Below are 25,704 nucleotides of genomic sequence, written 5' to 3'. Positions count from 1 at the left end.
TAGAATTTTTAAAGTGGTTTACACCAGTGTAAACCACTTTTGTATTGCATCATTATAAAAGGTATAAATGGGGGCAGTTATGAAAGACGTGGTGATTGTTTCGGCAGTACGAACTCCAATAGGCTCCTTTGGAGGGAGTTTGAAGAATGTTTCAGCTGTTGATTTGGGAGCTTTGGTTATTAAGAGTGCTTTGGAAAAAGCCAATGTCAAACCAGAGCAAGTAGACGAAGTGATTATGGGGAATGTCCTAGGCGCAGGTTTAGGTCAAAACGTAGCTCGTCAAATGAGCGTTCATGCAGGACTCCCTGAATTTACACCAGCCTTTACTATCAACAAGGTTTGTGGTTCCGGTTTGAAGGCCGTGCAGTTGGCTGCTCAAGCGATTCGATGTGGCGATGCAGATATTATCGTAGCTGGTGGTGCAGAAAACATGAGTCAGGCGCCATACGTTTTGCCAAGTTTCCGTTGGGGCGGCCGTATGGGCGATTCGAAAGTGGTAGATACCATGATTAAGGACGGTTTGTCTGATGCCTTTAACGAATACCATATGGGGATTACAGCCGAGAATGTGGCTGAAGAATATGGTATCAGTCGAGAAGAGCAAGATGCTCTTGCTTTAGAGTCACAAAAACGAGCAGTTGCAGCTATAGAATCTGGACGCTTTAAAGAAGAGATTGTGCCAGTTGTCATTCCTCAACGCAAAGGCGATCCTATCATTTTTGATACAGATGAATATCCTAGAAAAGATACTAGCTTGGAGAGTTTATCTAAGCTAGGTCCTGTTTTCAAAAAAGACGGTTCTGTCACAGCAGGAAATGCTTCAGGAATCAATGACGGGGCGGCAGCTGTCTTGGTCATGAGTGCTGAAAAAGCTGAAGAATTTGGACTTCCAGTCATTGCTCGCATTCGTTCGTATGCAAGTGTAGGTTTGGATCCTAAGATGATGGGATGTGGACCGATTTATGCGACTCGCGAGGCTCTTGAAAAAGGCAATTTGACAGTTGATGATCTCGACTTGATTGAGTCAAATGAAGCTTTTGCTGCTCAGGCTTGTGCGGTTGGCAAAACACTTGGTTTCAACACAGATATTGTCAATGTCAATGGTGGCGCCATTGCTCTTGGTCACCCAATTGGGGCCTCCGGTTGCCGTATCCTAGTAACGCTGGTACATGAGATGATGAAACGAGATGCTAAAACTGGGTTAGCAACTCTCTGTATCGGAGGAGGGATGGGGACTGCCCTTATCGTGGAACGTTAGGTGTTAGTGATCTGAACACGTGGGTAGGAGGGTGATGATCCCCTCCTCCTTTTGTGTCTGAGGTTAGAGAAATGAAGGGCTTGCATCTTTTAAAAGGTCGCTTTTTAAGGGTTTTTATGATATAATAATGCGCAAGAGGTTTAGAATGAAAAAAAATAATTTAATCCCGTTTTCTGCAGTCTTGCTAGGACTTGCAACTTTCGGAATCTTAACTTTGCTGATTATTTTTTCACATAATCTTGCTGTAACAATCACTGTTTTGTTTTTATTTGTACTGCTTTATTTGCTTTTATTCGTTTGGCAAAAAAAACAGTATGAAAAGAGCGAAATTGAACAAATCCAATATGTAAATCACCAAGCCGAAAATAGCTTGAGTACTTTGCTTGATCAAATGCCGGTGGGAGTCCTGAAATTAGACTTATCAAGCGGAGAAGTGGAATGGTTTAATCCCTATGCTGAGCTGATTTTAACTACTGAAGAAGGGGAAATTGATGTTGAGTTAATTCAAACCATCATCAAGGCTTCTGTTGGGAATCCAGGTTCGTATGCTACCTTAGGCGAAACACGATATGCTGTCCATATGGACAAGGCTTCAGGTGTTTTGTATTTCTTTGATGTTTCTGGAGAGTACGAAGCAACTGTCGAATTGGTAACTAGCCGTCCAGTCATTGGAGTCATCTCGGTAGATAACTATGATGATTTGGAGGATGCGACATCTGACTCCGATATCAGTCATATCAATAGCTTTGTAGCTAATTTTGTTTCAGAATTTGCTAGTAAGTATGCTATGTTCTCTCGCCGTGTGGGGATGGATCGTTTTTATGTATTCACAGATTACACAGTACTAGAGGAATTGATGAATGATAAATTCTCTGTTATTGATACTTTCCGAGAAGAATCAAAACAGAGGCAGCTAGCCCTAACTTTAAGTATGGGATTTTCTTATGGTGATGGAAACCATGAAGAGATAGGGAAAATTGCCTTGCTCAACTTGAACTTAGCAGAAGTTCGCGGTGGTGACCAGGTGGTGGTCAAGGAAAATAACGAAACCAAGAATCCTGTCTACTTTGGTGGAGGAACTGCTGCATCTATCAAACGTACTCGTACACGTACCAGAGCCATGATGACAGCCATTTCTGATAAGATTCGAAGTGTTGACCAAGTTTTTGTAGTCGGTCATAAAAATCTAGATATGGATGCTTTGGGCTCTGCTGTTGGTATGCAGTTGTTTGCAAGTAATATTATTGAGAACAGTTATGCTGTCTATGATGCAGACCATATGCCAGCAGATATCGAACGTGCTATTCAGTTCTTGAAGAAGGAAGATGTTACGAAGCTTTTATCTCTTACAGATGCGATGAAGTTAGTTACAAACCGTTCATTATTGATTCTGGTGGATCATTCCAAGACGGCTCTGACCTTGTCAAAAGATTTTTATGATTTGTTCACTCAAACTATTGTTATTGACCATCATAGACGTGATCAGGATTTCCCTGAGAATGCAGTCATCACCTATATTGAAAGTGGGGCAAGTAGTGCCAGTGAGTTGGTAACAGAATTGATTCAGTTCCAAAATTCTAAGAAGAATCGTTTGAGTCGTATGCAGGCCAGTGTTTTGATGGCTGGTATGATGCTGGATACCAAGAATTTCACATCTCGCGTGACGAGCCGAACCTTTGATGTGGCTAGCTATCTGAGAACACGGGGAAGTGACAGTATTGCTATCCAGGAGATTGCTGCGACAGATTTTGAAGAGTACCGTGAGGTAAATGAACTCATTTTACAAGGTCGTAAGTTAGGTTCAGATATCTTGATTGCCCGAGCTAAGGACTCAATGTCTTATGACACAGTTGTTATCAGTAAGGCTGCCGATGCTATGCTGGCTATGTCAGGTATTGAAGCCAGCTTCGTTCTAGCAAAAAATACACAAGGATTTATCTCTATCTCAGCTCGAAGTCGTAGTAAAATCAATGTGCAACGCATTATGGAAGAGCTGGGTGGTGGAGGTCACTTTAATCTAGCAGCTGCGCAAATCGAGGATATGAGTTTGTCGGAAGCAGGAGAAAAATTGACTCAACTAATCTTGGAAGAACTAAAGGAAAAGGAGAAAGAAGAATGAAAGTAATCTTTTTAGCAGATGTTAAAGGAAAAGGGAAGAAAGGCGAAATCAAGGAAGTGCCAACTGGCTATGCTCAAAACTTCCTGATTAAAAAGAATTTGGCCAAGGAAGCGACTGCTCAAGCAGTGGGTGAGTTGCGTGGAAAACAAAAATCTGAAGAAAAAGCTCATGCAGAGATGATTGCTGAAGCAAAGGCTATCAAGGCTAAGCTTGAAGCAGAAGAAACTGTTGTAGAGTTTGTTGAAAAGGTTGGACCAGATGGCCGTACATTTGGCTCTATCACTAACAAGAAAATTGCAGAAGAATTGCAAAAGCAGTTTGGTATTAAGATTGACAAACGCAATATTCAAGTGCAAGCACCAATTCGAGCAGTAGGTTTGATTGATGTACCAGTGAAAATCTATCAAGATGTTACAAGTGTCATCAATCTTCGTGTAAAAGAAGGTTAAGTTTACAACTTCTTGACAAGATTGTAAAAGGAAGGAAAGTCGGATGGCAGAAGTAGAGGAACTGCGAGTTCAACCTCAGGATATTTTAGCAGAACAATCTGTTCTGGGGGCTATTTTTATAGATGAGAGTAAGCTCGTTTTTGTCCGAGAATACATTGATTCTCGCGACTTCTTTAAGTATGCTCATCGGTTGATTTTCCAAGCGATGGTAGACTTGTCGGATCGTGGGGAAGCGATTGATGCGACGACAGTTCGAACGATTTTGGATAGTCAAGGGGATCTCCAAAATATTGGTGGCTTGTCTTACCTTGTTGAAATTGTCAACTCTGTACCAACTTCAGCTAATGCGGAATATTATGCTAAAATTGTAGCTGAAAAGGCTATGCTACGTCGCTTGATTTCCAAATTGACAGAGTCTGTCAACCAAGCCTATGAGGCTTCTAAGCCTGCAGATGAAATCATTGCTCAGGCTGAAAAGGGGCTCATTGATGTTAGCGAAAACGCCAATCGTAGTGGGTTCAAGAACATCCGAGATATTCTAAATATCAACTTTGGGAACCTAGAAGTTCGGTCACAACAAACAACGGATATCACTGGTATTGCAACGGGTTACCGTGATTTGGACCATATGACGACAGGTCTCCATGAGGAGGAGTTAATTATCTTAGCGGCGCGACCAGCGGTTGGTAAGACGGCCTTTGCTTTGAATATTGCTCAGAACATCGGGACCAAGTTGGACAAGACGGTAGCCATCTTTTCACTGGAAATGGGTGCAGAAAGCCTAGTAGACCGTATGCTAGCAGCAGAAGGTTTGGTGGAGTCTCATTCTATTCGTACTGGTCAATTGACTGATGAGGAGTGGCAAAAATATACCATTGCTCAAGGGAACCTAGCCAACGCGAGTATCTATATCGATGATACGCCAGGGATTCGGATCACGGAAATTCGTTCGCGTTCACGTAAACTGGCTCAAGAAACAGGCAATCTAGGCTTGATTTTGATCGACTACCTACAGCTTATTACAGGGACTGGTCGTGAGAACCGCCAACAAGAAGTCTCTGAAATTTCTCGTCAGTTGAAAATCCTAGCTAAGGAGCTAAAGGTTCCAGTCATTGCTCTCAGTCAGTTATCTCGTGGTGTGGAACAGCGTCAGGATAAGAGGCCAGTCTTGTCTGATATTCGTGAATCGGGTTCTATCGAGCAGGATGCGGATATCGTAGCCTTTCTGTACCGTGACGACTACTACGATCGTGCAGGTGAAGAAGAGGAAGGAATTCCAAATAACAAGGTAGAGGTTATCATCGAGAAAAACCGTAGTGGAGCTCGTGGAACGGTGGAATTGATTTTCCAAAAAGAATACAATAAATTTTCAAGTATCTCAAAGAGGGAGGCATAAAATGTCAGATGCATTTACAGATGTAGCCAAGATGAAAAAAATCAAAGAAGAAATCAAGGCACATGAGGGACAAGTCGTTGAAATGACTTTGGAGAATGGCCGTAAGCGCCAAAAAAATAGGTTGGGTAAGCTAATTGAGGTGTATCCATCTCTATTTATCGTTGAATTTGGGGATGTTGAAGGAGACAAACAAGCCAATGTCTACGTTGAATCCTTCACCTACTCAGATATCTTGACAGAAAAGAACTTGATTCGCTATCTAGACTAAGAATCCTAAAATGAAGTGAGCTTTGCTCACTTTTTTCTTTTTCTCCCGAATAGTATAAACGAGGGAAACCTCGGAAATTTATATTATTAAGGAGAATGAATGACGTTTTTTAAATCAGGAGTTAAGAAGAGTAGATGTACTCAGTTGAGTGTAGGGCTGGCTACTTTGTTCGTTACGAGTACCTTTTTGTTTGGTGGCGAATCGGTTCAGGCTGACAGTGTAGCGCGTGGAGATGACTATCCGCTTCACTACAAAAATGGTAGTGTTGAAATCGATCAGTGGCGGATGTATTCTCGCCAGTGTACCTCTTTTGCGGCCTTTCGTTTGAGTAGTGTAAATGGCTTTGAGATTCCTCCTGCCTACGGAAATGCGAATGAATGGGGACATCGTGCAAGGCGAGAAGGCTACCGTGTGGATACTAAGCCAGAAGTTGGGGCTATTGCTTGGTCGACAGAAGGTTATTATGGGCATGTGGCCTGGGTATCAAATGTATCGGGAGATACGATTGAGATCGAAGAGTATAATTACGGGGTTCGAGAAAAGTATAACCGTCGAAAAGTCAAGGCTAGTTCGATGACAGGTTTTATTCATTTCAGGGATTTATCCGCTAACTATAGTGTGAGTGAGGGTTCTCGTAACTCAGAGCTTCCGTCTAGTGGGACAATAGTATTCACGGGGAAATCGCCTATTATGGACCAACCATCAAGCACAGGAAAGGTTATTGATTACTATTATGCTGGTGAGAGTGTGAGTTATGATCAATTTCTTGAAAAGGATGGTTATAAGTGGCTCGGTTATCTATCCTACAGTGGTGCTAGAAGGTATGTGCAGTATGAAAAGTTAAGCAATACAGAGAATGGGTGGAAAAAAGAAGGAGGGAGTTGGTATTACCAAGAGAATGGTAAGCTAGCAACAGGATGGAAAAAAGTTAACAGCAATTGGTATCATTTAAAAGAAAATGGGGCCATGTCAACTGGCTGGGTTAAGGATGGCTCTCACTGGTATTACCTGAAGGCTTCGGGTGAGATGCAGACGGGATGGGTTAAAGACAAGGGAACTTGGTATTACTTAGAGGAATCTGGCCGGATGAAAGCTAGTCAATGGTTCCAAGTCTCGGGTAAACATTACTATGTCGATGCTTCGGGAGCCTTAGCTGTTAATACGATTATTGATGGCTACAGACTAGACAGTAATGGGGTAAGAATAGGAAGTGTTTCTTAAACATCATACAAGCTTTCTTCTTGTTCATAAAATTTTAAAATGGATATCGAATTAGTTGACGTTATTTAAATAGTATAATATAATAACATTAAAAATTATAAAGGGGCATTGTCTAATGGACAAGAAAAAAGTTATTTTAACAAGTTTAGCAAGTGCAGCTGTATTGGGTGCTAGTGTACTCGTTTCACAGCCTTCAGTAGTTAAGGCAGATGAAGGGAAAGCAGAAGAGCAGGCGGTTGCTCCTGCACAACCACAAGCTGGAACAGAAGGGGAGAGCGGTGCTCAAACTGAAAAGGGATCAGAAAACGCTAGTCCAGCTAATCCTGGTGCGACAAATCCAGCTAAGATGACCAAAGAAGAGTTGATGAAGGCTTTGGATGAACTTGAGGAACAGGCTATTAGTGATATTAAGGATAAGGAAGCAATTGAGGACAAAGAGGATGCAGCTGAAGCTGTGAAGGAATATATCGGTAAGATGTATATTTCAGATACTCTTGAGTCTGGAGAGCTCAGCTTAGATAATATCATCGCTGAATTGCCAGAAGGTGCAGAAGATAAGGCTGTGGTAACAGGTCCTGAAGTTCAAACTAATAAAAAATTATCTACTGAGGAGAAGACTCTACTAGACCAGGCTGAAAAAGATGCCAAAGAACAAGTTTCTCAAGCGACGGATGCCCTGGTTCAAGCCCTAGAATCTCTTGAAAATGCTGTAATTGAAGATATTAAAAAAGACGCTTCAATCACCGATAAAGAAGCGGCTATCAAAGAAGCCAAAGAAGAGATTGGTAAAGAAGATCTTTTGAAGGCTATCGCAGATGAGGAGCTGGGGATTGGGGATGTGATTGTAGACTGGCCAGCAGATACAAGCGAGCATAAAACAGTAGCTGAACCTGTATCAGAATTCACAGATGAAGACCAAGCTAAGTTAGACGAAGCTGATAAAGAGGCTCAGGTTGATGCAGCTAAAGTTCGCTCAGATTTAATCGCTACACTAGAAAAAATTGAAAAAGAGACAATCAACGACATCAACAAAGATGCCACTATCACTGATAAGGAAGCGGCGATTAAGGCAGCTAAAGAAGTGATTGGCAAGGATGCTATCTTGAAAGCCATCGAAGAAGGCGACATCGATGCCTCAGACTTATTGGCAGATTTCTTGGCAGAAGACAGTGATAAAGTGACACCAGCCGAAGCGAAGAACCAAGAAGATTTCTCAAGTCAAGACCAAGCTAAACTTGCTGTGGCATATAAGGAAGCGGTAGAAGAAGCTAAGAAAGAAGAAGAGGCTAAACAAGCTGTAGAAGCAAAGGCTCATAGTGAATTGTTGACTGCCCTTGAAGGTATCGAAAAATCAACCATTGACGACATCAACAAAGATGCCACTATCACTGATAAGGAAGCGGCGATTAAGGCAGCTAAAGAAGTGATTGGCAAGGATGCCATCTTGAAAGCCATCGAAGATGGAGATATTGAAGCGTCCGACTTGTTGGCAGATTTCTTGGCAGAAGACAGCGATCAGGTGACACCGGCCGAAGCAAAAACTCAATCTCAACTTTCAAGTCAAGACCAAGCTAAACTGGCTGCAGCGGACAAGGAAGCAGCTGAGGAAGCCAAGAAAGAGGAAGAAGCTAAGCAAGCTGCGGAAGAAAAAGCTCACAGCGAATTGTTGACAACTCTTGAAGGTATCGAAAAATCAACCATTGACGATATCAATAAGGATGCCACTATCACTGATAAGGAAGCAGCTATCAAAGAAGCTAAAGAAGTGATTGGCAAGGATGCTATCTTGAAAGCTATCGAAGAAGGCGACGTCGAAGCGTCCGACTTGTTGGCAGATTTCTTGGCAGAGGACAGCGATCAAGTAACACCAGCCGAAGCAAAAACTCAATCTCAACTTTCAAGCCAAGACCAAGCTAAGCTAGACGAAGCTGATAAAGAGGCTCAGGTTGATGCAGCCAAAGTTCGCTCAGATTTAATCGCTACCTTAGAAAAAATTGAAAAATCAACCATCGATGACATCAACAAGGATGCCACTATCACTGATAAGGAAGCAGCCATCAAAGAAGCTAAAGAAGTGATTGGCAAAGATGCTATCCTGAAAGCCATTGAAGAAGGTGACATCGAAGCGTCCGACTTGTTAGATGATTTATTGGCAGAAGACAGCGATAAGGTGACACCGGCCGAAGCGATGAGCCAAGACGATTTCTCAAGCCAAGACCAAGCTAAACTCGCTGCAGCGGACAAGGAAGCTGCGGAAGAAAATAGTAATGCGAAAAAACTTGAGCTAAGTAAATTAGAAGAGCAAGTTGCTAAGATTAAAGCGCAATTATCAAGTTTACAAGTTTCTGGTGACAAGAATAGTCAAGTCAAAGACTTGCAACAAGCTTTAGCAGACTATGAGGATGCTATTAAGACTCTAAGCAGTGTCATGTCGGCTGTTCTTGAAATTGAAGACTTTAAAGGTGGGGCGAACGCGGTAGAAGCTGCAACTGCAGAGTTGCCAGAATACAATAAAGGTGGAAACGCGGTAGAAGCTGCTGTAAATGAACTCCCAGCCTATGCAGAAAGTGGCGCTCCAGTCGTAGCGAACGTTCCAGCTTACGGAGAAAGCGGTGCCCCAATAGTAAACAATGCTCTGCCTTATGCAGAAAGTGGCGCTCCAGCCGTAGCGAATGTTCCAGCTTACGGAGAAAGCGGTACACCAATAGTAAACAACACTCTGCCTTATGCAGAAAGTGGCGCCCCAGCCCTAGCAAATGTTCCAGTTTATGCAGAAAGTGGTGCCCCAGCAGTAGCCAATATTCCAGCCTACGCTGAAAAGATTGAACCAGCAGTAAACGAAGTTCCAGAATATACTGGCAGTGTAGCTCCTTTGGCTACAAATCCTACTCTCGGAACGAAACAAGATCGTACCTACAAAGCGCCTGCAGCAACAGATGAACAATTCCTTCCAAATACGGGAAGCCAAGATGCTTCAGCAGTCGCATCACTAGGATTTGTTGGTCTCCTTCTTGGTTTGCTACCATTTGCAAAGAGAAAATTAAACAAATAAATCGCATGAAATCAATAAAAGAAAAGGATTTGAATGGTCCTTTTCTTTTTTATGGTGAAATAGGGACAAGTCCATGTTTTTCAGCTCTTTCCGATGGTATTTTTCCTTGCTTTCCTTTATAATGGGTGTATGGACAAGAAAAAATTATTATTAATTGATGGATCTTCAGTTGCTTTTCGAGCTTTTTTTGCGCTTTATCAGCAGTTGGATCGTTTTAAAAATGCTAATGGCCTTCATACCAATGCAATCTATGGCTTTCAACTCATGTTGAATCATGTCTTAGAGCGGGTTGAGCCCAGTCATGTTTTGGTTGCCTTTGATGCAGGTAAGACGACTTTCCGAACAGAGATGTATGCAGACTACAAGGGTGGCCGTGCTAAAACTCCAGATGAGTTTCGTGAGCAATTTCCCTTCATTCGTGAGTTGTTAGATCATCTTGGGATTCGCCATTATGAGTTGGCCCAGTATGAAGCCGATGATATCATCGGGACTCTAGGTCGTTTGGCTGAGAAGGATTCTTTTGATGTGACTATCGTCAGTGGAGATAAGGATTTGATCCAGTTGACGGACGAGCATACGGTGGTCGAGATTTCCAAAAAAGGTGTGGCTGAGTTTGAGGCCTTTACGCCGGACTATCTCATGGAAAAGATGGGCCTCACGCCAGCTCAGTTCATTGATCTTAAGGCCCTCATGGGGGATAAGTCTGATAATATCCCTGGTGTCACGAAAATCGGTGAAAAGACGGGTATCAAGCTCTTGCTGGAGCATGGTTCGCTTGAGGGTATTTATGAAAATATTGATGGGATGAAGGCTTCTAAGATGAAGGAAAATCTCATCAATGATAAGGAACAAGCCTTTTTATCGAAAACACTAGCGACCATTGAGACTCAGGCACCGATTGAGATTGGCCTTGATGATTTGGTCTATAATGGCCCAGATGTGGAAAATCTTGGGAAATTCTACGATGAGATGGGCTTCAAACAGCTCAAACAAGCTTTAAATATTTCATCAACAGATGTGCCTGAAAGTTTGGATTTCGCCATCGTTGACCACGTCAGTCAAGACATGCTGAGTGCCGACTCTATCTTCCACTTTGAACTCTTTGGTGAGAACTACCATACAGATGACTTGGTTGGTTTTGCCTGGTCCTGTGGGGATAAACTTTACGCTACAGACAAACTTGAGCTCTTGCAGGAGCCGATTTTCAAGGAATTTTTAGAAAAAACACCTCTGAAAGTGTATGAATTTAAGAAAGCGAAGGTTCTTTTAAATCGCTTGGGTTTGAACCTCCAGGCACCTGCTTTTGACAGTCGCTTGGCAAAATACTTACTCTCAACAGTCGAGAACAATGAAATCTCAACCATTGCGAATCTCTACGGTCAAACATACTTGGTCGATGATGAGACTTTCTACGGTAAGGGGGTCAAGAAAGCTATCCCTGAGAGAGAGAAATTCTTGGAGCACTTGGCTCGCAAGGTTGCTGTATTGGTTGAGACGGAGCCGGTTTTACTTGAAAAACTCAGTGAACATGGACAGTTAGACCTTCTCTATGACATGGAGCAACCTCTGGCTTTTGTCCTTGCTAAGATGGAAATTGCTGGGATCAAGGTCAAAAAAGAAACCCTACTTGAAATGCAGGCTGAAAATGAGGTCGTCATTGAGCAACTCACTCAAGAGATTTACGAACTGGCTGGTGAGGAGTTTAATATCAATTCACCTAAGCAGTTAGGCGTCCTTCTCTTTGAAAAGCTTGGTCTGCCTCTAGAATACACCAAGAAAACCAAGACAGGTTACTCGACAGCCGTGGATGTGCTTGAGCGACTAGCTCCTATTGCTCCGATTGTTAAAAAAATCCTCGACTACCGTCAGATTGCTAAGATTCAATCTACCTATGTGATTGGCTTGCAGGACTGGATTTTGGATGATGGTAAGATCCACACGCGCTATGTGCAAGATTTGACTCAGACTGGGCGTTTGTCTAGTGTGGATCCAAACTTGCAAAATATTCCTGTACGTTTGGAGCAAGGTCGTCTCATTCGTAAGGCTTTTGTTCCTGAGTGGGAGGATAGTGTGTTGCTCAGCTCGGACTATTCACAGATTGAATTGCGCGTTTTGGCTCATATTTCTAAAGATGAGCACTTAATTAAGGCTTTCCAAGAAGGAGCTGACATCCATACTTCAACGGCCATGCGGGTCTTTGGCATTGAACGTCCTGAAGATGTGACTCCAAACGACCGTCGTAATGCCAAGGCGGTAAACTTTGGAGTGGTTTACGGGATTTCAGATTTTGGTTTGGCAAACAATCTTGGTATTAGTCGTAAGAAGGCCAAAGCCTACATTGACACTTACTTTGAACGTTTTCCTGGAATCAAAAACTATATGGAAGAAGTGGTACGTGAAGCGCGTGATAAGGGATATGTAGAGACCCTCTTCAAGCGTCGTCGTGAGTTACCAGATATCAATTCGCGTAACTTCAACATTCGTGGTTTTGCAGAGCGGACTGCCATCAACTCTCCTATCCAGGGTTCGGCAGCAGATATTCTTAAGATTGCTATGATTCAGCTAGATAAGGCTCTAGTTGAAGGTGGCTATCAGACCAAGATGCTGTTGCAAGTGCATGATGAAATCGTCCTTGAGGTTCCGAAATCAGAACTAGCAGTCGTTAAAGTTTTAGTGAAACAAACCATGGAAGAAGCCATCCAGCTCAGTGTTCCACTCATTGCTGATGAGAATGAAGGAGCAACCTGGTACGAGGCTAAATAAGAAAGTTATGAAAGAGTTTGAAGCATTTGCCTTCAAACTCTTTTTCATAGGTTTCTGTAAGCAGTTTCCTTGACTTTTACTAGTATTTGCGTTACTATATTTCCATATAAGATATGGGAGTCTGTGTACAGTCTGAGAGGAAGTGTTAAACTTCGACCGCACCTGATCTGGGTAATGCCAGCGTAGGGAACGATACTTAGCCGAATTCTGCACCTTTTCCATATATGGAAGGGGTTTTCTTTTTGTCAAAGGGAAACCTGAGAAAAGGAGGTTTTTATGAAAGCAAGTCTTGCCTTGCAAGTCTTGCCCTTATCACAGGGGATTGATCGAATTGCTATTATCGATCAGGTGATTGCTTATCTGCAAGCTCAGTCCGTGACCATGGTGGTGACACCATTTGAAACGGTCTTGGAAGGGGAGTTTGATGAGCTTATGCGCATTCTCAAAGATGCACTAGAAGTGGCAGGGCGGGAAGCAGATAATGTCTTTGCCAATGTCAAAATAAATGTAGGAGAGATTTTAAGTATTGATGAGAAACTTGAAAAGTATACTGAGACGACACATTAGTCTATTGGGTTTTCTAGGAGTCTTGTCAATCTGGCAGTTAGCAGGAATATTCAAACTTTTACCCAAGTTTATCCTACCAACTCCCTTTGAAATTCTCCAGGCCTTTGTTCGTGACAGAGAATTTCTCTGGCACCATAGCTGGGCGACCTTGAGAGTGGCTATACTCGGACTAGTCTTAGGAGTCTTGATTGCCTGTATCATGGCTGTGCTTATGGACAGTCTGACTTGGCTCAATGATCTGATCTACCCTATGATGGTGGTTGTTCAGACCATTCCGACCATTGCTATAGCTCCTATCTTGGTCTTGTGGCTAGGCTATGGAATTTTGCCCAAGATTGTCTTGATAATCTTGACGACAACCTTCCCTATCATCGTCAGTATTTTGGATGGATTTAGGCACTGTGACAAGGATATGCTGACCTTGTTTAGTCTGATGCGGGCCAAGCCTTGGCAAATCCTTTGGCATTTTAAAATCCCGGTCAGCCTGCCTTACTTTTATGCAGGTCTGAGGGTCAGTGTCTCCTACGCCTTTATCACAACCGTGGTGTCGGAGTGGCTGGGAGGTTTTGAAGGACTAGGTGTCTACATGATTCAGTCTAAAAAACTGTTTCAGTATGATACCATGTTTGCCATTATTATTCTGGTGTCGATTATCAGCCTTCTCGGTATGAAGTTGGTCGATATTAGTGAAAAATACGTGATTAAATGGAAACGTACTTAAATAGAGCGTTTTAGAAAAAGAAAAGAGGAAATGAAAATGAAGAAAACATGGAAAGTGTTTTTAACGCTTGTAACAGCTCTTGTAGCTGTCGTACTGGTGGCTTGTGGCCAAGGAACTGCTTCTAAGGACAACAAAGAAGCAGAACTCAAAAAGATTGACTTTATCCTAGACTGGACGCCAAATACTAACCACACAGGGCTGTATGTTGCCAAGGAAAAAGGTTATTTCAAAGAAGCTGGAGTGGATGTTGACTTGAAATTGCCACCTGAAGAAAGCTCGTCTGACTTGGTGATCAATGGCAAGGCGCCGTTTGCTATCTATTTCCAAGACTACATGGCTAAGAAATTGGAAAAAGGTGCAGGAATCACTGCCGTTGCAGCTATCGTTGAGCACAATACATCTGGAATCATCTCACGTAAATCGGACAATGTCAGCAGTCCAAAGGACTTAGTTGGGAAGAAATACGGAACCTGGAATGACCCAACGGAGCTTGCTATGTTGAAAACCTTGGTAGAATCACAAGGCGGAGACTTTGAGAAGGTCGAAAAAGTACCAAACAACGACTCAAACTCAATCACACCGATTGCCAATGGTGTTTTTGACACTGCTTGGATCTACTACGGTTGGGATGGTATTCTTGCCAAATCGCAAGGCGTAGACGCTAATTTCATGTACTTGAAAGACTATGTAAAAGAGTTTGACTACTACTCACCAGTTATCATCGCAAACAACGACTATCTAAAAGACAACAAGGAAGAAGCTCGTAAAGTCATCCAAGCCATCAAAAAAGGCTACCAATATGCTATGGAACACCCAGAAGAAGCTGCAGATATCTTGATTAAGAATGCGCCTGAACTCAAGGAAAAACGTGACTTTGTCATCGAATCTCAAAAATACTTGTCAAAAGAATACGCAAGCGACAAGGAAAAATGGGGACAATTTGACGCTGACCGCTGGAATGCCTTCTACAAATGGGACAAAGAAAATGGTATCCTTAAAGAAGACTTGACTGACAAGGGCTTCACTAACGAATTTGTAAAATAATGACAGAAATTAGACTAGAACACGTCAGCTATGCCTATGGCGATGAAAAGATTTTAGAGGATATCAACCTACAGGTGACTTCAGGTGAAGTCGTTTCTATCCTAGGTCCAAGTGGTGTTGGAAAGACCACTCTCTTTAACCTAATCGCTGGGATTTTAGAAGTCCAGTCTGGGCGAATTGTCTTGGACGGTGAAGAAAATCCCAAGGGGCGCGTGAGTTATATGTTGCAAAAGGATCTACTCTTGGAGCACAAGACGGTACTTGGCAATATCATCCTGCCCCTCTTGATTCAAAAGGTGGATAAGGCGGAGGCCATTGCCCGAGCGGATGAAATCCTTGCGACCTTCCAGCTGACAACCGTACGGGATAAGTATCCTCACGAACTCAGTGGAGGGATGCGCCAGCGTGTAGCCTTGCTCCGGACCTACCTTTTCGGGCACAAGCTCTTTCTTCTTGACGAAGCCTTTAGTGCCTTGGATGAGATGACCAAGATGGAACTCCATACTTGGTATCTGGAGATTCACAAACAGCTGCAGCTGACGACCTTGATCATCACGCATAGCATCGAAGAGGCCCTCAATCTCAGTGACCGCATCTATATCTTGAAAAATCGTCCTGGGCAGATTGTCTCAGAAATTAAACTAGATTGGTCTGAAGATGAGGACAAAGAAGTTCAAAAGATTGCCTACAAACGTCAAATATTAGCAGAATTGGGATTAAATACGTAGCTTTTTAAGAAATTAGTATATATTAAATACAAGCGAAACCCTTGCTTGTATTTTTTGTTTCAAAGCTGATGAACATGCATGATTGGGCTTAATATTTAAAGAAATGGTAAGTTAATATAAAAATAATTAAATTTTAGTTGACATTTTGTAATGGAACTGTATAATATAATTGAACCATTATAGACAATAAGGAGGATAATGTGGTGAAAAAGAGAACTAGTAAACTCTTTCATGGCTTGATGGCCTTGCTACTAGTAGTGTCAGTTTTTCTACCTGCACTCAAAGTTAGCACTGTTGTTCAAGCGGAGGAACTACCAGCGAGCAGTTACACAATGAAAACTGTTTCAAAAATCAACAATAACAAACTTGTTGATGGCGCTAAGTACGGGGAAGGTAAATTCTATCTTCAACCAACTTATAGTTTCCCCAACGAAGTAACCCTCAAAGATGGGGATTACATGGTGTATCATGTTCCAAACGAATTTAAAATTGAAAAAGATTCTACTACGGAATTGAAAGCACCAGATGGACAAACAACTATTGCTGAATTGACAACTAGTAGAGCAGATAACACAGCTACTGTCAAAGTGACAAATGCTGCTTACTTTGCTAATTTGTCAGAGAACAAGGAGATTACTGCCCTGTTTACAGTCGTTTGGGCAGATAGTGTTAAACTAAACACTCCTTATCAAATTAATATCCCAGGTGACCAAGTTTACACTTTGACTCGTATCGTCCCAGATGATGACCCAACTGGATTTACTAAATGGGGAGTTCAAGACTCAGACGATCCTAACTATGTAAACTGGCGTATCCGTGTTAACCGCTATGCAAAATCTTACACAGGGGTTAAACTCGAAGATACGATTCCAGAAGGACAAGTTCTTGCAAGTGAAATTACTGGTTACTACTTTACTGAGTGGAACAAAGCTGAACCTCGTCCAAGACTAGAAGCTGCCCATGTCAACGTTGTTGATGGAAATCACTTTACAATCACTCCAAACGGTGATGGTACAATGGACGGACAAGGTCTCTATATCCTATATAAAACTCGTCTAACTGCTCCAGTTGACAATGCAACTAAAAAAGCATTTAACGATGTTAAAGCGACAACCGATCAAGAAACATTTGATGTTCATGGATTTGCTCCTTTGACAACTACAGAAGGTATCGGTTCAGGTGCGAAGTCTGATGAGGTTGAATTCCAAGTTAAGAAAAAACTTGAAGGAAAAACTCTTGAGGCAGATGCATTTACTTTCCAATTGATTGCTCCAGATGGTTCTGTAACTGAAGCTAAAAACGATGCTGAAGGAAAAGTTAAATTCCCAGCAGTTAAATTCTCTAATGAAGGTACATTCAAATACCAAATTAAGGAAGTAAATGACAACAAACCTGGCTATACATACGATGATTCAGTGCTTGAAGCAGAAGTTACTGTAGCAAACGTATATGGTCAAAAGATTGCAAGCGTTAAATATAAAGATTCTAAGAAAGAATTTACAAACACATACGCTGCTAAAGAAGCAAAACTTCAACTTGGAGCTAAGAAAGTCTTGAACGGTAAAGCTATTGAGGCTGGCCAATTTGAATTTGAGTTGAAAGAAAACGGAACAGTTCTCCACACTGTTTCAAACGATGCAAACGGTAAGATTCAATTCCCAGAACTTACGTTCACACAAGAAGAAACTCGTACATTCACTATCTCTGAAAAAGCAGGTACTGTAGCCGGAGTTGAATACGATCCGAATGCTTATGAAGTAAAAGTAGTTGTTACAGATAATGGACAAGGTCAACTTGTTGCAACTGCAACAGATGCAGACAACATTACTTTCACGAACGTTTATAAAGCTAAACCAACAAAAGCTACCATCACAGCTACTAAAGTCTTGAACGGTAAAGACCTAGAAGCTGACAAATACGAGTTTGAACTTAAAGAAGGTGACAAAGTCGTTGCGACAGCTAAAAACGCAGCAGATGGTACTGTGACTTTCAAAGATATTGATTACGCAGCAGCAGGTAAGCACACTTACACTATCTCTGAAAAAGCAGGTAGCGAAGGTGGTGTGACATACGACACTGCTACACATGAAGTAACAGTAAACGTTACAGATAACGGTCAAGGTCAACTTGAAGCAGCTGTTACAGGTAACAATCCAACCTTCACCAACACTTATAAAGCAACTCCAGCAAAAGCTACTATCACAGCTACTAAAGTCTTGGAAGGTAAAGCTCTTGAAGCTGATAAATACGAATTCGAACTTAAAGAAGGTGACAAAGTCGTTGCAACAGCTAAAAACGCTGCCGACGGTACTGTGACTTTCAAAGAAATTGAATACGCAACAGTAGAAAACCACACTTACACTATCTCTGAAAAAGCAGGTAGCGAAGCAGGTGTGACATACGACACTACTAAACACGAAGTGACTGTTAAAGTTGTTGACAACGGTGCAGGCAAACTTGTTGCGACTGTAACTGACAACAACCCAACCTTCACAAACACTTATGTTGCTTCTTCTACACAAGTAACCTTCACAGCTAAGAAAGTCTTGAAAGATAAAGAAAAAGATAAAGAACTTGCAGAAGGTCAGTTTAAGTTTGAACTTAAAGAAGGTGACAAATTAATCGAAACAGCGACAAACGCTGCAGACGGTACTGTTACTTTCAAAGCAATTAAGTACGCAGCAGCAGGTGAGCACACTTACACTATTACTGAAGTAAAAGGTAACGATGAGAATATCAAATATGATGAAAATTCTTACGAAGTGACAGTAAAAGTGACAGATAATGGTGCAGGTCAACTTGTAACAGAAGTTACAGGTAACAACCCAACAATCACTAACACGTATACTGAACCGAAAAAAGAAGAACCTAAGGAAGATCCTAAGGGTGAACAGCCTAAGGGAGATTTGCCAAATACTGGTGGATCAGACTTTACAGTATTCTCTACTATTCTTGGTCTAGTTCTTGCAGCTTTGGCAGGACTTGTATACCGTGCTAAAAAAGTTGACTAATCTCAACTTTGAATAACTAAAAAAGATGGCGACTGTTTTACGGTCCCATCTTTTTGTTTTGGATAGTTTATAATAATCTTCGCAACTCGTTCCCTTTTCCTTTAAAAAAATTAAAAATTTCGGTATAATAGTCAAAGATAGTCAAGGTTCAAAGAAGGAGTTTGATTTACTATGAGATTTAAAAATACATCAGATCATATCGAAGCCTATATCAAGGCTATTTTAGACCAGTCTGGTATCGTGGAATTGCAACGGAGCCAGTTAGCAGATACCTTCCAGGTTGTACCGAGCCAGATCAACTATGTCATCAAGACCCGCTTTACGGAAAGCAGAGGTTACTTGGTTGAGAGCAAGCGTGGTGGCGGAGGCTACATTCGCATAGGGCGGATTGAATTTTCCAGTCATCATGAGATGCTCCGCGATTTGCTTTACTCGATTGGTGAGCGAGTTAGTCAGGAGATTTATGAGGATATTCTCCAGCTTTTGGTGGAGCAGGACTTGATGACCAAGCAAGAGATGACCTTGCTGACTTCTGTAGCAACAGATCGTGTCCTAGGGGAAGAATCCTCAGTTGTCCGTGCCAATATGCTCCGACAGCTATTACAAGAGGTAGATAGAAAAGAGAAGTAAGATGAACTATTCAAAAGCATTGAATGAATGTATCGAAAGTGCCTACATGGTTGCGAGCCATTTTGGAGCTCGTTATCTAGAGTCTTGGCATTTATTGATTGCCATGTCCAATCACAGTTATAGTGTGGCAGGTGCGACTTTAAACGATTATCCATACGAGATGGACCGTTTAGAAGAGGTTGCGTTGGAACTGACTGAAACGAACTATAGCCAAGACGAAACTTTTACGGAATTGCCCTTTTCCCATCGTTTGGAGGTTCTCTTTGCAGAAGCAGAGTATGTAGCCTCAGTGGTCCACGCAAAGGTGCTAGGGACAGAGCATGTCCTCTATGCGATTTTGCATGACGGCAATGCCTTGGCAACTCGCATCTTAGAGAGAGCAGGTTTTTCTTACGAAGATCAGAAAGATCAGGTCAGAATTGCTGCTCTTCGTCGCAATCTAGAAGAGCGTGCAGGATGGACAAGAGAAGATCTCAAGGCTTTGCGTCAACGCCATCGCACAGTAACTGACAAGCAAAATTCCATGGCCAATATGATGGGCATGCCTCAAGCTCAAAGTGGTGGTCTAGAGGACTACACGCATGACCTGACGGAGCAAGCGCGTTCTGGCAAGTTAGAGCCAGTTATCGGTCGAGACAAGGAAATCTCACGTATGATTCAGATTTTGAGTCGGAAGACCAAGAACAATCCGGTCTTGGTTGGAGATGCGGGTGTCGGGAAAACAGCTCTGGCACTTGGTCTTGCTCAGCGTATTGCCAGCGGGGATGTACCTGCGGAAATGGCAAAGATGCGCGTTTTGGAGCTTGATTTGATGAATGTTGTTGCGGGGACACGTTTCCGTGGTGACTTTGAAGAGCGTATGAACAACATCATCAAGGATATCGAGGAAGATGGCAAAGTGATCCTCTTTATCGATGAACTCCACACCATCATGGGTTCTGGTAGCGGTATTGACTCGACTCTGGATGCGGCCAATATCTTGAAGCCAGCCTTGGCTCGTGGAACTTTGAGAACGGTTGGTGCCACCACTCAGGAAGAATACCAAAAACACATTGAAAAAGACGCAGCTCTTTCTCGTCGTTTTGCAAAAGTGACGATTGAAGAGCCAAGTCTAGCTGACAGTATGACTATTTTGCAAGGTTTGAAGGCTACCTATGAGAAACACCACCGTGTGCAAATCACAGATGAAGCTGTTGAAACAGCTGTTAAGATGGCGCATCGTTACTTGACCAGTCGTCACTTGCCAGACTCTGCTATCGATCTTTTAGATGAAGCGGCAGCAACAGTGCAAAACAAATCCAAGCAGGTGAAAGCAGACGAATCCGACTTGACTCCAGCTGACAAGGCCTTGATGGATGGCAAGTGGAAACAAGCTGCCCAGCTAATCGCAAAGGAGCAGGAAGTCCCTGTCTATAAAGACTTGGTGACAGAATCTGATATTTTGACCACCTTGAGTCGCTTGTCAGGGATTCCAGTTCAAAAACTGACGCAAACAGATGCTAAGAAATACCTGAACTTGGAAGCTGAACTACACAAACGTGTCATCGGCCAAGATCAAGCTGTTTCAAGCATTAGCCGTGCCATTCGCCGCAACCAGTCAGGTATTCGCAGTCACAAGCGTCCGATTGGTTCCTTTATGTTCCTAGGACCGACAGGAGTCGGTAAGACCGAATTGGCAAAGGCTCTGGCAGAAGTCCTCTTTGATGACGAATCAGCCCTTATCCGCTTTGATATGAGTGAGTATATGGAGAAATTCGCAGCTAGCCGTCTCAATGGAGCTCCTCCGGGCTATGTAGGCTACGAAGAAGGTGGGGAGTTGACCGAGAAGGTTCGCAACAAACCTTACTCCGTTCTCCTCTTTGACGAGGTAGAGAAGGCTCACCCAGATATCTTTAATGTCCTCTTGCAGGTTCTGGACGACGGTGTCTTGACAGATAGCAAGGGACGCAAGGTGGACTTTTCAAATACCATTATCATCATGACGTCAAACCTTGGTGCAACAGCCCTTCGTGATGACAAGACGGTCGGCTTTGGCGCGAAAGACATTCATTTTGACCAGGAAAATATGGAAAAACGCATCTTTGAAGAGTTGAAAAAAGCTTATCGACCAGAGTTTATCAACCGTATTGATGAAAAGGTGGTCTTCCACAGTTTGGATAGCGAACACATGCAGGAAATTGTCAAGATTATGGTAAAACCATTGATTGCTAGCCTAGCAGAGAAAGGCATCGACTTGAAACTGCAAGCTTCAGCGTTGAAGTTACTAGCAAGCCAAGGATATGATCCAGAAATGGGAGCTCGTCCACTTCGCAGAACACTGCAAACAGAAGTGGAGGACAAGTTGGCAGAACTTCTTCTTAAGGGAGAATTAGTGGCAGGCAAGACTCTCAAGATTGGTGTCAAAGCAGGTCAATTAAAATTTGATATTGCTTAAAAATGGAGAATCAGGAGCAGTCCTGATTCTTTTTTGCTACTTTTTTATAAAAAACGATAAAAAAGTATTGACAAAACAAAAATATAGTATATAATAAAAACATAGAAAATAAAAATATCAAAAATTATAAAAAGGTAAAACATTTATGAAAAAGAAAACAGCAGTGGTATTTGGGACCTTTGCCCCTCTCCATCAAGGGCATATCGATCTGATCCAGCGAGCGAAGCGTCAGTGTGACCAGGTCTGGGTAGTCGTTTCAGGCTACGAGGGAGACCGAGGGGAGCAGGTAGGTTTAAGTCTTCAAAAACGATTTCGCTATATCCGAGAGGCTTTTCGTGATGACGAATTGACCTCTGTCTGCAAGCTGGATGAGACCAACCTTCCCCGTTACCCTATGGGCTGGCAGGAGTGGTTGGACCAGATGTTAGCGGAGATTTCCTATGATGAAACCCAGCAAGAACTGACTTTCTTTGTGGGAGAAGAAGAATACCAGCAGGAGCTAGCTAAACGTGGATTTGGCACTGTCTTGCAAGAAAGAAAGTTTGGTATCTCAGCGACTATGATTCGAGAAAATCCAAGCAAATATTGGAAATACATCGCTCAACCCTTCCGTCGTCAGTTTACCAAGAAAGTCTTGATCATGGGAAGTGCCAGTAATGGGAAGACCACTCTGGCCAAGGATTTGGCAAGGTATTACGATGCACCCGTTAGTCTGGAGTACGCGCGTGAGTACCAGATCAAAAACAATGTCCGCGACGATGAATTGACTCCAAAGGATTACTACTATCTCCTGTTGGGACAGTATGACCAGACCTCCAAGTTAATCGACAGCAATGCCAATCGAGGTCTAGTGATAGCCGATACCAACTCCTTGGTAACCAAGGGCTACTATGACTATTATATGGAGACTGAGGATCAAGGGGACTTATCAGGAGAAACCTTTGACAATCTCTTTGTTTCAATCTTGGCTAAGGAAAAATGGGACTTGATTCTCTTTGTGCAGCCTGTTGGCTCCTATGTCAATGACGGATTTAGAGATATGACCATGGCAGAGGACCACATTCGCTACAGTTTTTCCCAGCATTTGGATCAGATGAGGGAGAGATACTTAACGACCATTCCACTAGTTTATCTAGCGGAGGATTATCTAGGCAATTATGAAGCAGCAAAAGTGGCTATCGATGCCATTTACCAAGCAGATTAGGAGAAAATTATGAAAACAGTAACTAAAAAAATCACACAATTTATCGAAAACTTTAACAATGTCCATGCTGAAGCCCGCAAGATCGGTTTTGCAGGGATCATGCGCCTGCTCTGGAAAGATCTCTTTGTCGGCCGTAGCCTTGTCCAGTGGTTATACCTCATCGCTCTGTCAAGTGTTCCCTTGATCTTGGAGTTTACACAAAATACGGAAAGTCATGACTGGTTGAGCTTGTTTGCATCCTGGACTGGGATTGTCTGTGTTATCTTGGTAGCAGAAGGGCGTGCAAGCAATTATCTCTTTGGGGCTATTAACTCGGCAATCTACTTGATCTTGGCCATGAATGCGACTTTTTATGGCGAAGTCTTGACGACCGTTTACTTCTTTGTCATGCAGCCGATTGGTCTCTATGCTTGGCTGTCCAACCGTATCAATGACCAAGGAAAACCAGAAGAATCCCACTTTGAAGCTAAGAAATTATCTGTTCTTGACTGGCTCAAGTACTTGGCCTTGACTGCCATTATCTGGATTGGTATGGGCTTGGCTTACCAAAGTATCAATAGCGCTCGCCCTTTCCGTGATAGTGTTACTGATGCGACCAATGGTGTTGGACAGCTCTTGATGACACGTCTCTACCGTGAGCAATGGATTTTCTGGATTGCAACCAATCTCTTTAGTATTTATCTCTGGTGGGGTGAAAATATCCACATTCAAGGGATGTACTGGGTTTACACACTCAACAGTCTAGTGGGTTGGTACCAATGGACCAAGGCAGTTCGAAAGGAGGCATAAGATGGCAGATACGATGATTCCAGCCGGGATGACGGAAAAAGAATATTATGAAATCCATGCCAGTCAGGAGGAGTTTTTAGACTGGTACTACAAGCAGGAACTCCCTCAATATGAAAAACCAAGTGTGACAGTAGATATGGTGGCTTACTGCTTTGTCGAAGGAAAGATCAAGCTCTTACTAATCCGTCGCAAGGCCCACCCTTATCAAAACTGTTTGGCTCTGGTTGGAGGCTTTATGGATAAGGGAGAAGATGCTGCACATGCCTGCCAGCGTGAGGTGAGAGAAGAAGTCAATCTCGATCTACCTTTGGAGAAAATCGAGCAATTGATGACGGTATCGACCCCCGGTCGTGATCCACGGGGCTGGACAGTGACCATTGCCCACTTAGTGTACCTACCTAGTCGTGCCTTAGACCTCGTTCAGGCAGGTGACGATGCCAAGGATGTGGTTTTTGTAGATGTCGATTTTCAGACAGGCAAATGCTACCTAGATGGAGTGGAGCTGGACGAGAGAGCCTTCGCCTTTGACCATTATGCCATTATCCAAGAATCCATCAAACGAATCCAAGGCCGTCTCGACTGGAATCCGACCTTCCTCTATCTGCTGGAGGAGGCGTTCACTGTCTACGAGGGGACTGAACTGGTCAATCTCATCAACCCTGGTCGCCCCATCGTTAGCAATAACTTTCTCGTAAAATACGGTGAATACGTAGAAGAAGTTGGACTCAAACGAGTTCCTAAAAAGAAACCAAGAAAAACCTATCGATTGAAATAAAGAGGTCGGGAACTTTGTCCCGACCTCTTTATGTACCATCATGAGATGGTTTTGCTGTTGCGATTGCTTTTAGGTATGCCTATCTTTCTTAGGATTACTCAACATGTGAGTAAAGAAGTCTTTATATCGATACTTGAGATAGTTCTCGTGCAAAAATAACAAAGCGATATAAACAATCAAAAAGATTGCAGTCAGATAGAAGACATCAAATGCAGTTCGCGCATAGTAAGTGGCTGATTGATAAGAGCCAATAGCTCCCAAAATCAACCAAGGAAGATACTTGTAATACTTATTTAGCATAAGAGTGCACCTCCTATATTCTATTTCAATGTTATTATATTCCTTTGTCTAATGCAATACAAGCGATTACATAGGGGTATGCAAAAAATAGGACTCTAATTTTAAAAATTTTCTATTTTTTTGTTTCAATTACGAATAGAAATAGTAGAGAGAAATTTTTTTAAAATAGTTTCTCTAAATAGTTGACAGATTCAAAGCCCAATGTTACAATTATATTACAAAAAGATTTCTTAACATTTCAAAAATGTTACAAAGGAGTAGAAAAATGAAAAAGAAAACCTATATCAAATTGATGGCAGCGACTGTATTGGCTTCTACTTTGCTACTGGGAGCTTGTGGAAATAAAAACGAATCCACTCAAACCAGTAGCTCTGCAAAAACAAGTCAGTCATCAAGTTCTAAAGCAGCTTCTTCTAGCAAAGAAAGTAAGACTCAAAAATCTTCAAGCTCAGCTTCATCTGAAAAGGCTCAGGCATCTTCTGGTCAGTCTTCTACAACGGCAGATCAGTCACAAGCGAAACCTGCACCTGAATCAAGACAAGAACAAGTAGCTCCTAGTCAACAAGCTCCATCTCAGGCACCTTCAACTCAGCAAGGTTCTCAAGCCCAGTCTAACCAGTCAGGCTATGACCCAACAACTGACCGCAAACTTCAAGACAAGCAAGCAGAACACAACAAACGCTACAAGGGTGTTTTAACCATGGTCGATGGTGATTTCTCAGCAGCTGCAGGCAACTGGAAGGGAGCAAATGGCGAAACTATTACGGTTTCATCAGGGGGCCAATTTACAGTAGAAACTGCAGATGGAAAGAAAGAAAACTATTCTATCAGAGGCTACTCTTACACACTTGATGATGGCAAGTATAATGCCAAAATCGGTGGAGGAAAAATCATCCAAATTACAACAGGTACGGATGGTAAAGTTTCGAGCGTTGCCTTGATTCAATAATAGTACCTAGGTTTTCCTAGGATCTA

At 42.5% G+C, this 25,704-nt stretch carries 20 protein-coding genes; 19 read left to right on the top strand and 1 reads right to left on the bottom strand.

Annotation, left to right across the window (positions count from 1 at the left end; translation table 11 throughout):
• The first annotated feature begins 79 nt into the window (after positions 1–79).
• The 18 genes from M1F65_RS07060 to M1F65_RS06970 all read left to right on the top strand — a co-directional run bounded on the left by M1F65_RS07060 (position 80) and on the right by M1F65_RS06970 (position 24,429).
• Positions 80–1,258 (top strand): acetyl-CoA C-acetyltransferase, encoded by a 1,179-nt coding sequence (locus M1F65_RS07060; RefSeq protein ID WP_247925703.1) that lies wholly within the window; start codon positions 80–82, stop codon positions 1,256–1,258.
• Between the two features lie 145 nt (positions 1,259–1,403).
• Positions 1,404–3,377 (top strand): GGDEF domain-containing protein, encoded by a 1,974-nt coding sequence (locus tag M1F65_RS07055; protein ID WP_247925681.1) that lies wholly within the window; start codon positions 1,404–1,406, stop codon positions 3,375–3,377.
• Positions 3,374–3,826: a 50S ribosomal protein L9 gene (gene rplI, locus M1F65_RS07050; RefSeq protein WP_000864211.1), complete on the top strand. Its 453-nt coding sequence runs from the start codon at positions 3,374–3,376 to the stop codon at positions 3,824–3,826. Before M1F65_RS07055 ends, rplI begins: the two co-directional genes overlap by 4 nt.
• 43 nt (positions 3,827–3,869) lie before the next feature.
• Entirely contained in the window at positions 3,870–5,222 is a 1,353-nt protein-coding gene (gene dnaB, locus M1F65_RS07045) for a replicative DNA helicase (protein ID WP_000852476.1), read from the top strand.
• Between the two features lies 1 nt (position 5,223).
• Complete coding sequence (locus M1F65_RS07040) at positions 5,224–5,490, top strand: Veg family protein (RefSeq protein ID WP_001278165.1); 267 nt, start codon at positions 5,224–5,226, stop codon at positions 5,488–5,490.
• A gap of 99 nt (positions 5,491–5,589) precedes the next feature.
• A complete protein-coding gene (locus M1F65_RS07035) occupies positions 5,590–6,711 on the top strand; it encodes a CHAP domain-containing protein (RefSeq protein WP_247925680.1) in 1,122 nt (373 codons plus the stop codon).
• Positions 6,712–6,826: 115 nt separating this feature from the next.
• On the top strand, positions 6,827–9,763 hold the full coding sequence (locus M1F65_RS07030; RefSeq protein WP_247925679.1) for an SIALI-17 repeat-containing surface protein: 2,937 nt from the start codon (positions 6,827–6,829) through the stop codon (positions 9,761–9,763).
• 129 nt (positions 9,764–9,892) lie between these two features.
• On the top strand, positions 9,893–12,526 hold the full coding sequence (gene polA / locus M1F65_RS07025) for a DNA polymerase I (RefSeq protein ID WP_049479436.1): 2,634 nt from the start codon (positions 9,893–9,895) through the stop codon (positions 12,524–12,526).
• Between the two features lie 276 nt (positions 12,527–12,802).
• Complete coding sequence (locus tag M1F65_RS07020) at positions 12,803–13,093, top strand: thiamine-binding protein (protein WP_247925678.1); 291 nt, start codon at positions 12,803–12,805, stop codon at positions 13,091–13,093.
• Entirely contained in the window at positions 13,056–13,814 is a 759-nt protein-coding gene (locus M1F65_RS07015) for an ABC transporter permease (protein WP_247925677.1), read from the top strand. Before M1F65_RS07020 ends, M1F65_RS07015 begins: the two co-directional genes overlap by 38 nt.
• A 36-nt stretch (positions 13,815–13,850) precedes the next feature.
• Entirely contained in the window at positions 13,851–14,858 is a 1,008-nt protein-coding gene (locus M1F65_RS07010; protein ID WP_044021580.1) for an ABC transporter substrate-binding protein, read from the top strand.
• Positions 14,858–15,586: an ABC transporter ATP-binding protein gene (locus M1F65_RS07005; RefSeq protein WP_247925676.1), complete on the top strand. Its 729-nt coding sequence runs from the start codon at positions 14,858–14,860 to the stop codon at positions 15,584–15,586. The genes M1F65_RS07010 and M1F65_RS07005 overlap by 1 nt, the downstream gene beginning before the upstream one ends.
• 203 nt (positions 15,587–15,789) lie before the next feature.
• A complete protein-coding gene (locus M1F65_RS07000) occupies positions 15,790–18,597 on the top strand; it encodes a Spy0128 family protein (protein WP_345772944.1) in 2,808 nt (935 codons plus the stop codon).
• 171 nt (positions 18,598–18,768) lie between these two features.
• Positions 18,769–19,227 carry a CtsR family transcriptional regulator gene (locus M1F65_RS06990; RefSeq protein ID WP_001211263.1) on the top strand — a complete coding sequence of 153 codons (459 nt, stop codon included), beginning with the start codon at positions 18,769–18,771 and terminating at the stop codon, positions 19,225–19,227.
• A gap of 1 nt (position 19,228) precedes the next feature.
• Positions 19,229–21,661 carry an ATP-dependent Clp protease ATP-binding subunit gene (locus M1F65_RS06985; RefSeq protein WP_247925675.1) on the top strand — a complete coding sequence of 811 codons (2,433 nt, stop codon included), beginning with the start codon at positions 19,229–19,231 and terminating at the stop codon, positions 21,659–21,661.
• Positions 21,662–21,806: 145 nt separating this feature from the next.
• Positions 21,807–22,865 (top strand): AAA family ATPase, encoded by a 1,059-nt coding sequence (locus M1F65_RS06980; protein WP_216732477.1) that lies wholly within the window; start codon positions 21,807–21,809, stop codon positions 22,863–22,865.
• 9 nt (positions 22,866–22,874) lie between these two features.
• Positions 22,875–23,654 carry a nicotinamide riboside transporter PnuC gene (gene pnuC, locus M1F65_RS06975; protein ID WP_000860156.1) on the top strand — a complete coding sequence of 260 codons (780 nt, stop codon included), beginning with the start codon at positions 22,875–22,877 and terminating at the stop codon, positions 23,652–23,654.
• A gap of 1 nt (position 23,655) precedes the next feature.
• Complete coding sequence (locus tag M1F65_RS06970; RefSeq protein WP_216732479.1) at positions 23,656–24,429, top strand: NUDIX domain-containing protein; 774 nt, start codon at positions 23,656–23,658, stop codon at positions 24,427–24,429.
• Positions 24,430–24,498: 69 nt separating this feature from the next.
• Here M1F65_RS06970 and M1F65_RS06965 read toward each other — a convergent pair whose 3' ends face one another.
• Positions 24,499–24,729: a hypothetical protein gene (locus M1F65_RS06965; RefSeq protein ID WP_216732480.1), complete on the bottom strand. Its 231-nt coding sequence runs from the start codon at positions 24,727–24,729 to the stop codon at positions 24,499–24,501.
• 265 nt (positions 24,730–24,994) lie between these two features.
• Here M1F65_RS06965 and M1F65_RS06960 point away from each other — a divergent pair, with 265 nt between their 5' ends.
• Positions 24,995–25,678, top strand: a complete 684-nt coding sequence (locus M1F65_RS06960; protein WP_216732481.1) for a hypothetical protein — start codon at positions 24,995–24,997, stop codon at positions 25,676–25,678.
• The last annotated feature ends 26 nt before the right edge of the window (positions 25,679–25,704 follow it).

The sequence above is a fragment of the Streptococcus oralis genome (assembly GCF_023109195.1).
GTDB lineage: Bacteria > Bacillota > Bacilli > Lactobacillales > Streptococcaceae > Streptococcus > Streptococcus oralis_BV.
The sequence above is the reverse complement of the archived record's forward strand: the minus strand, read 5'-3'. Positions and strand labels throughout refer to the sequence as shown.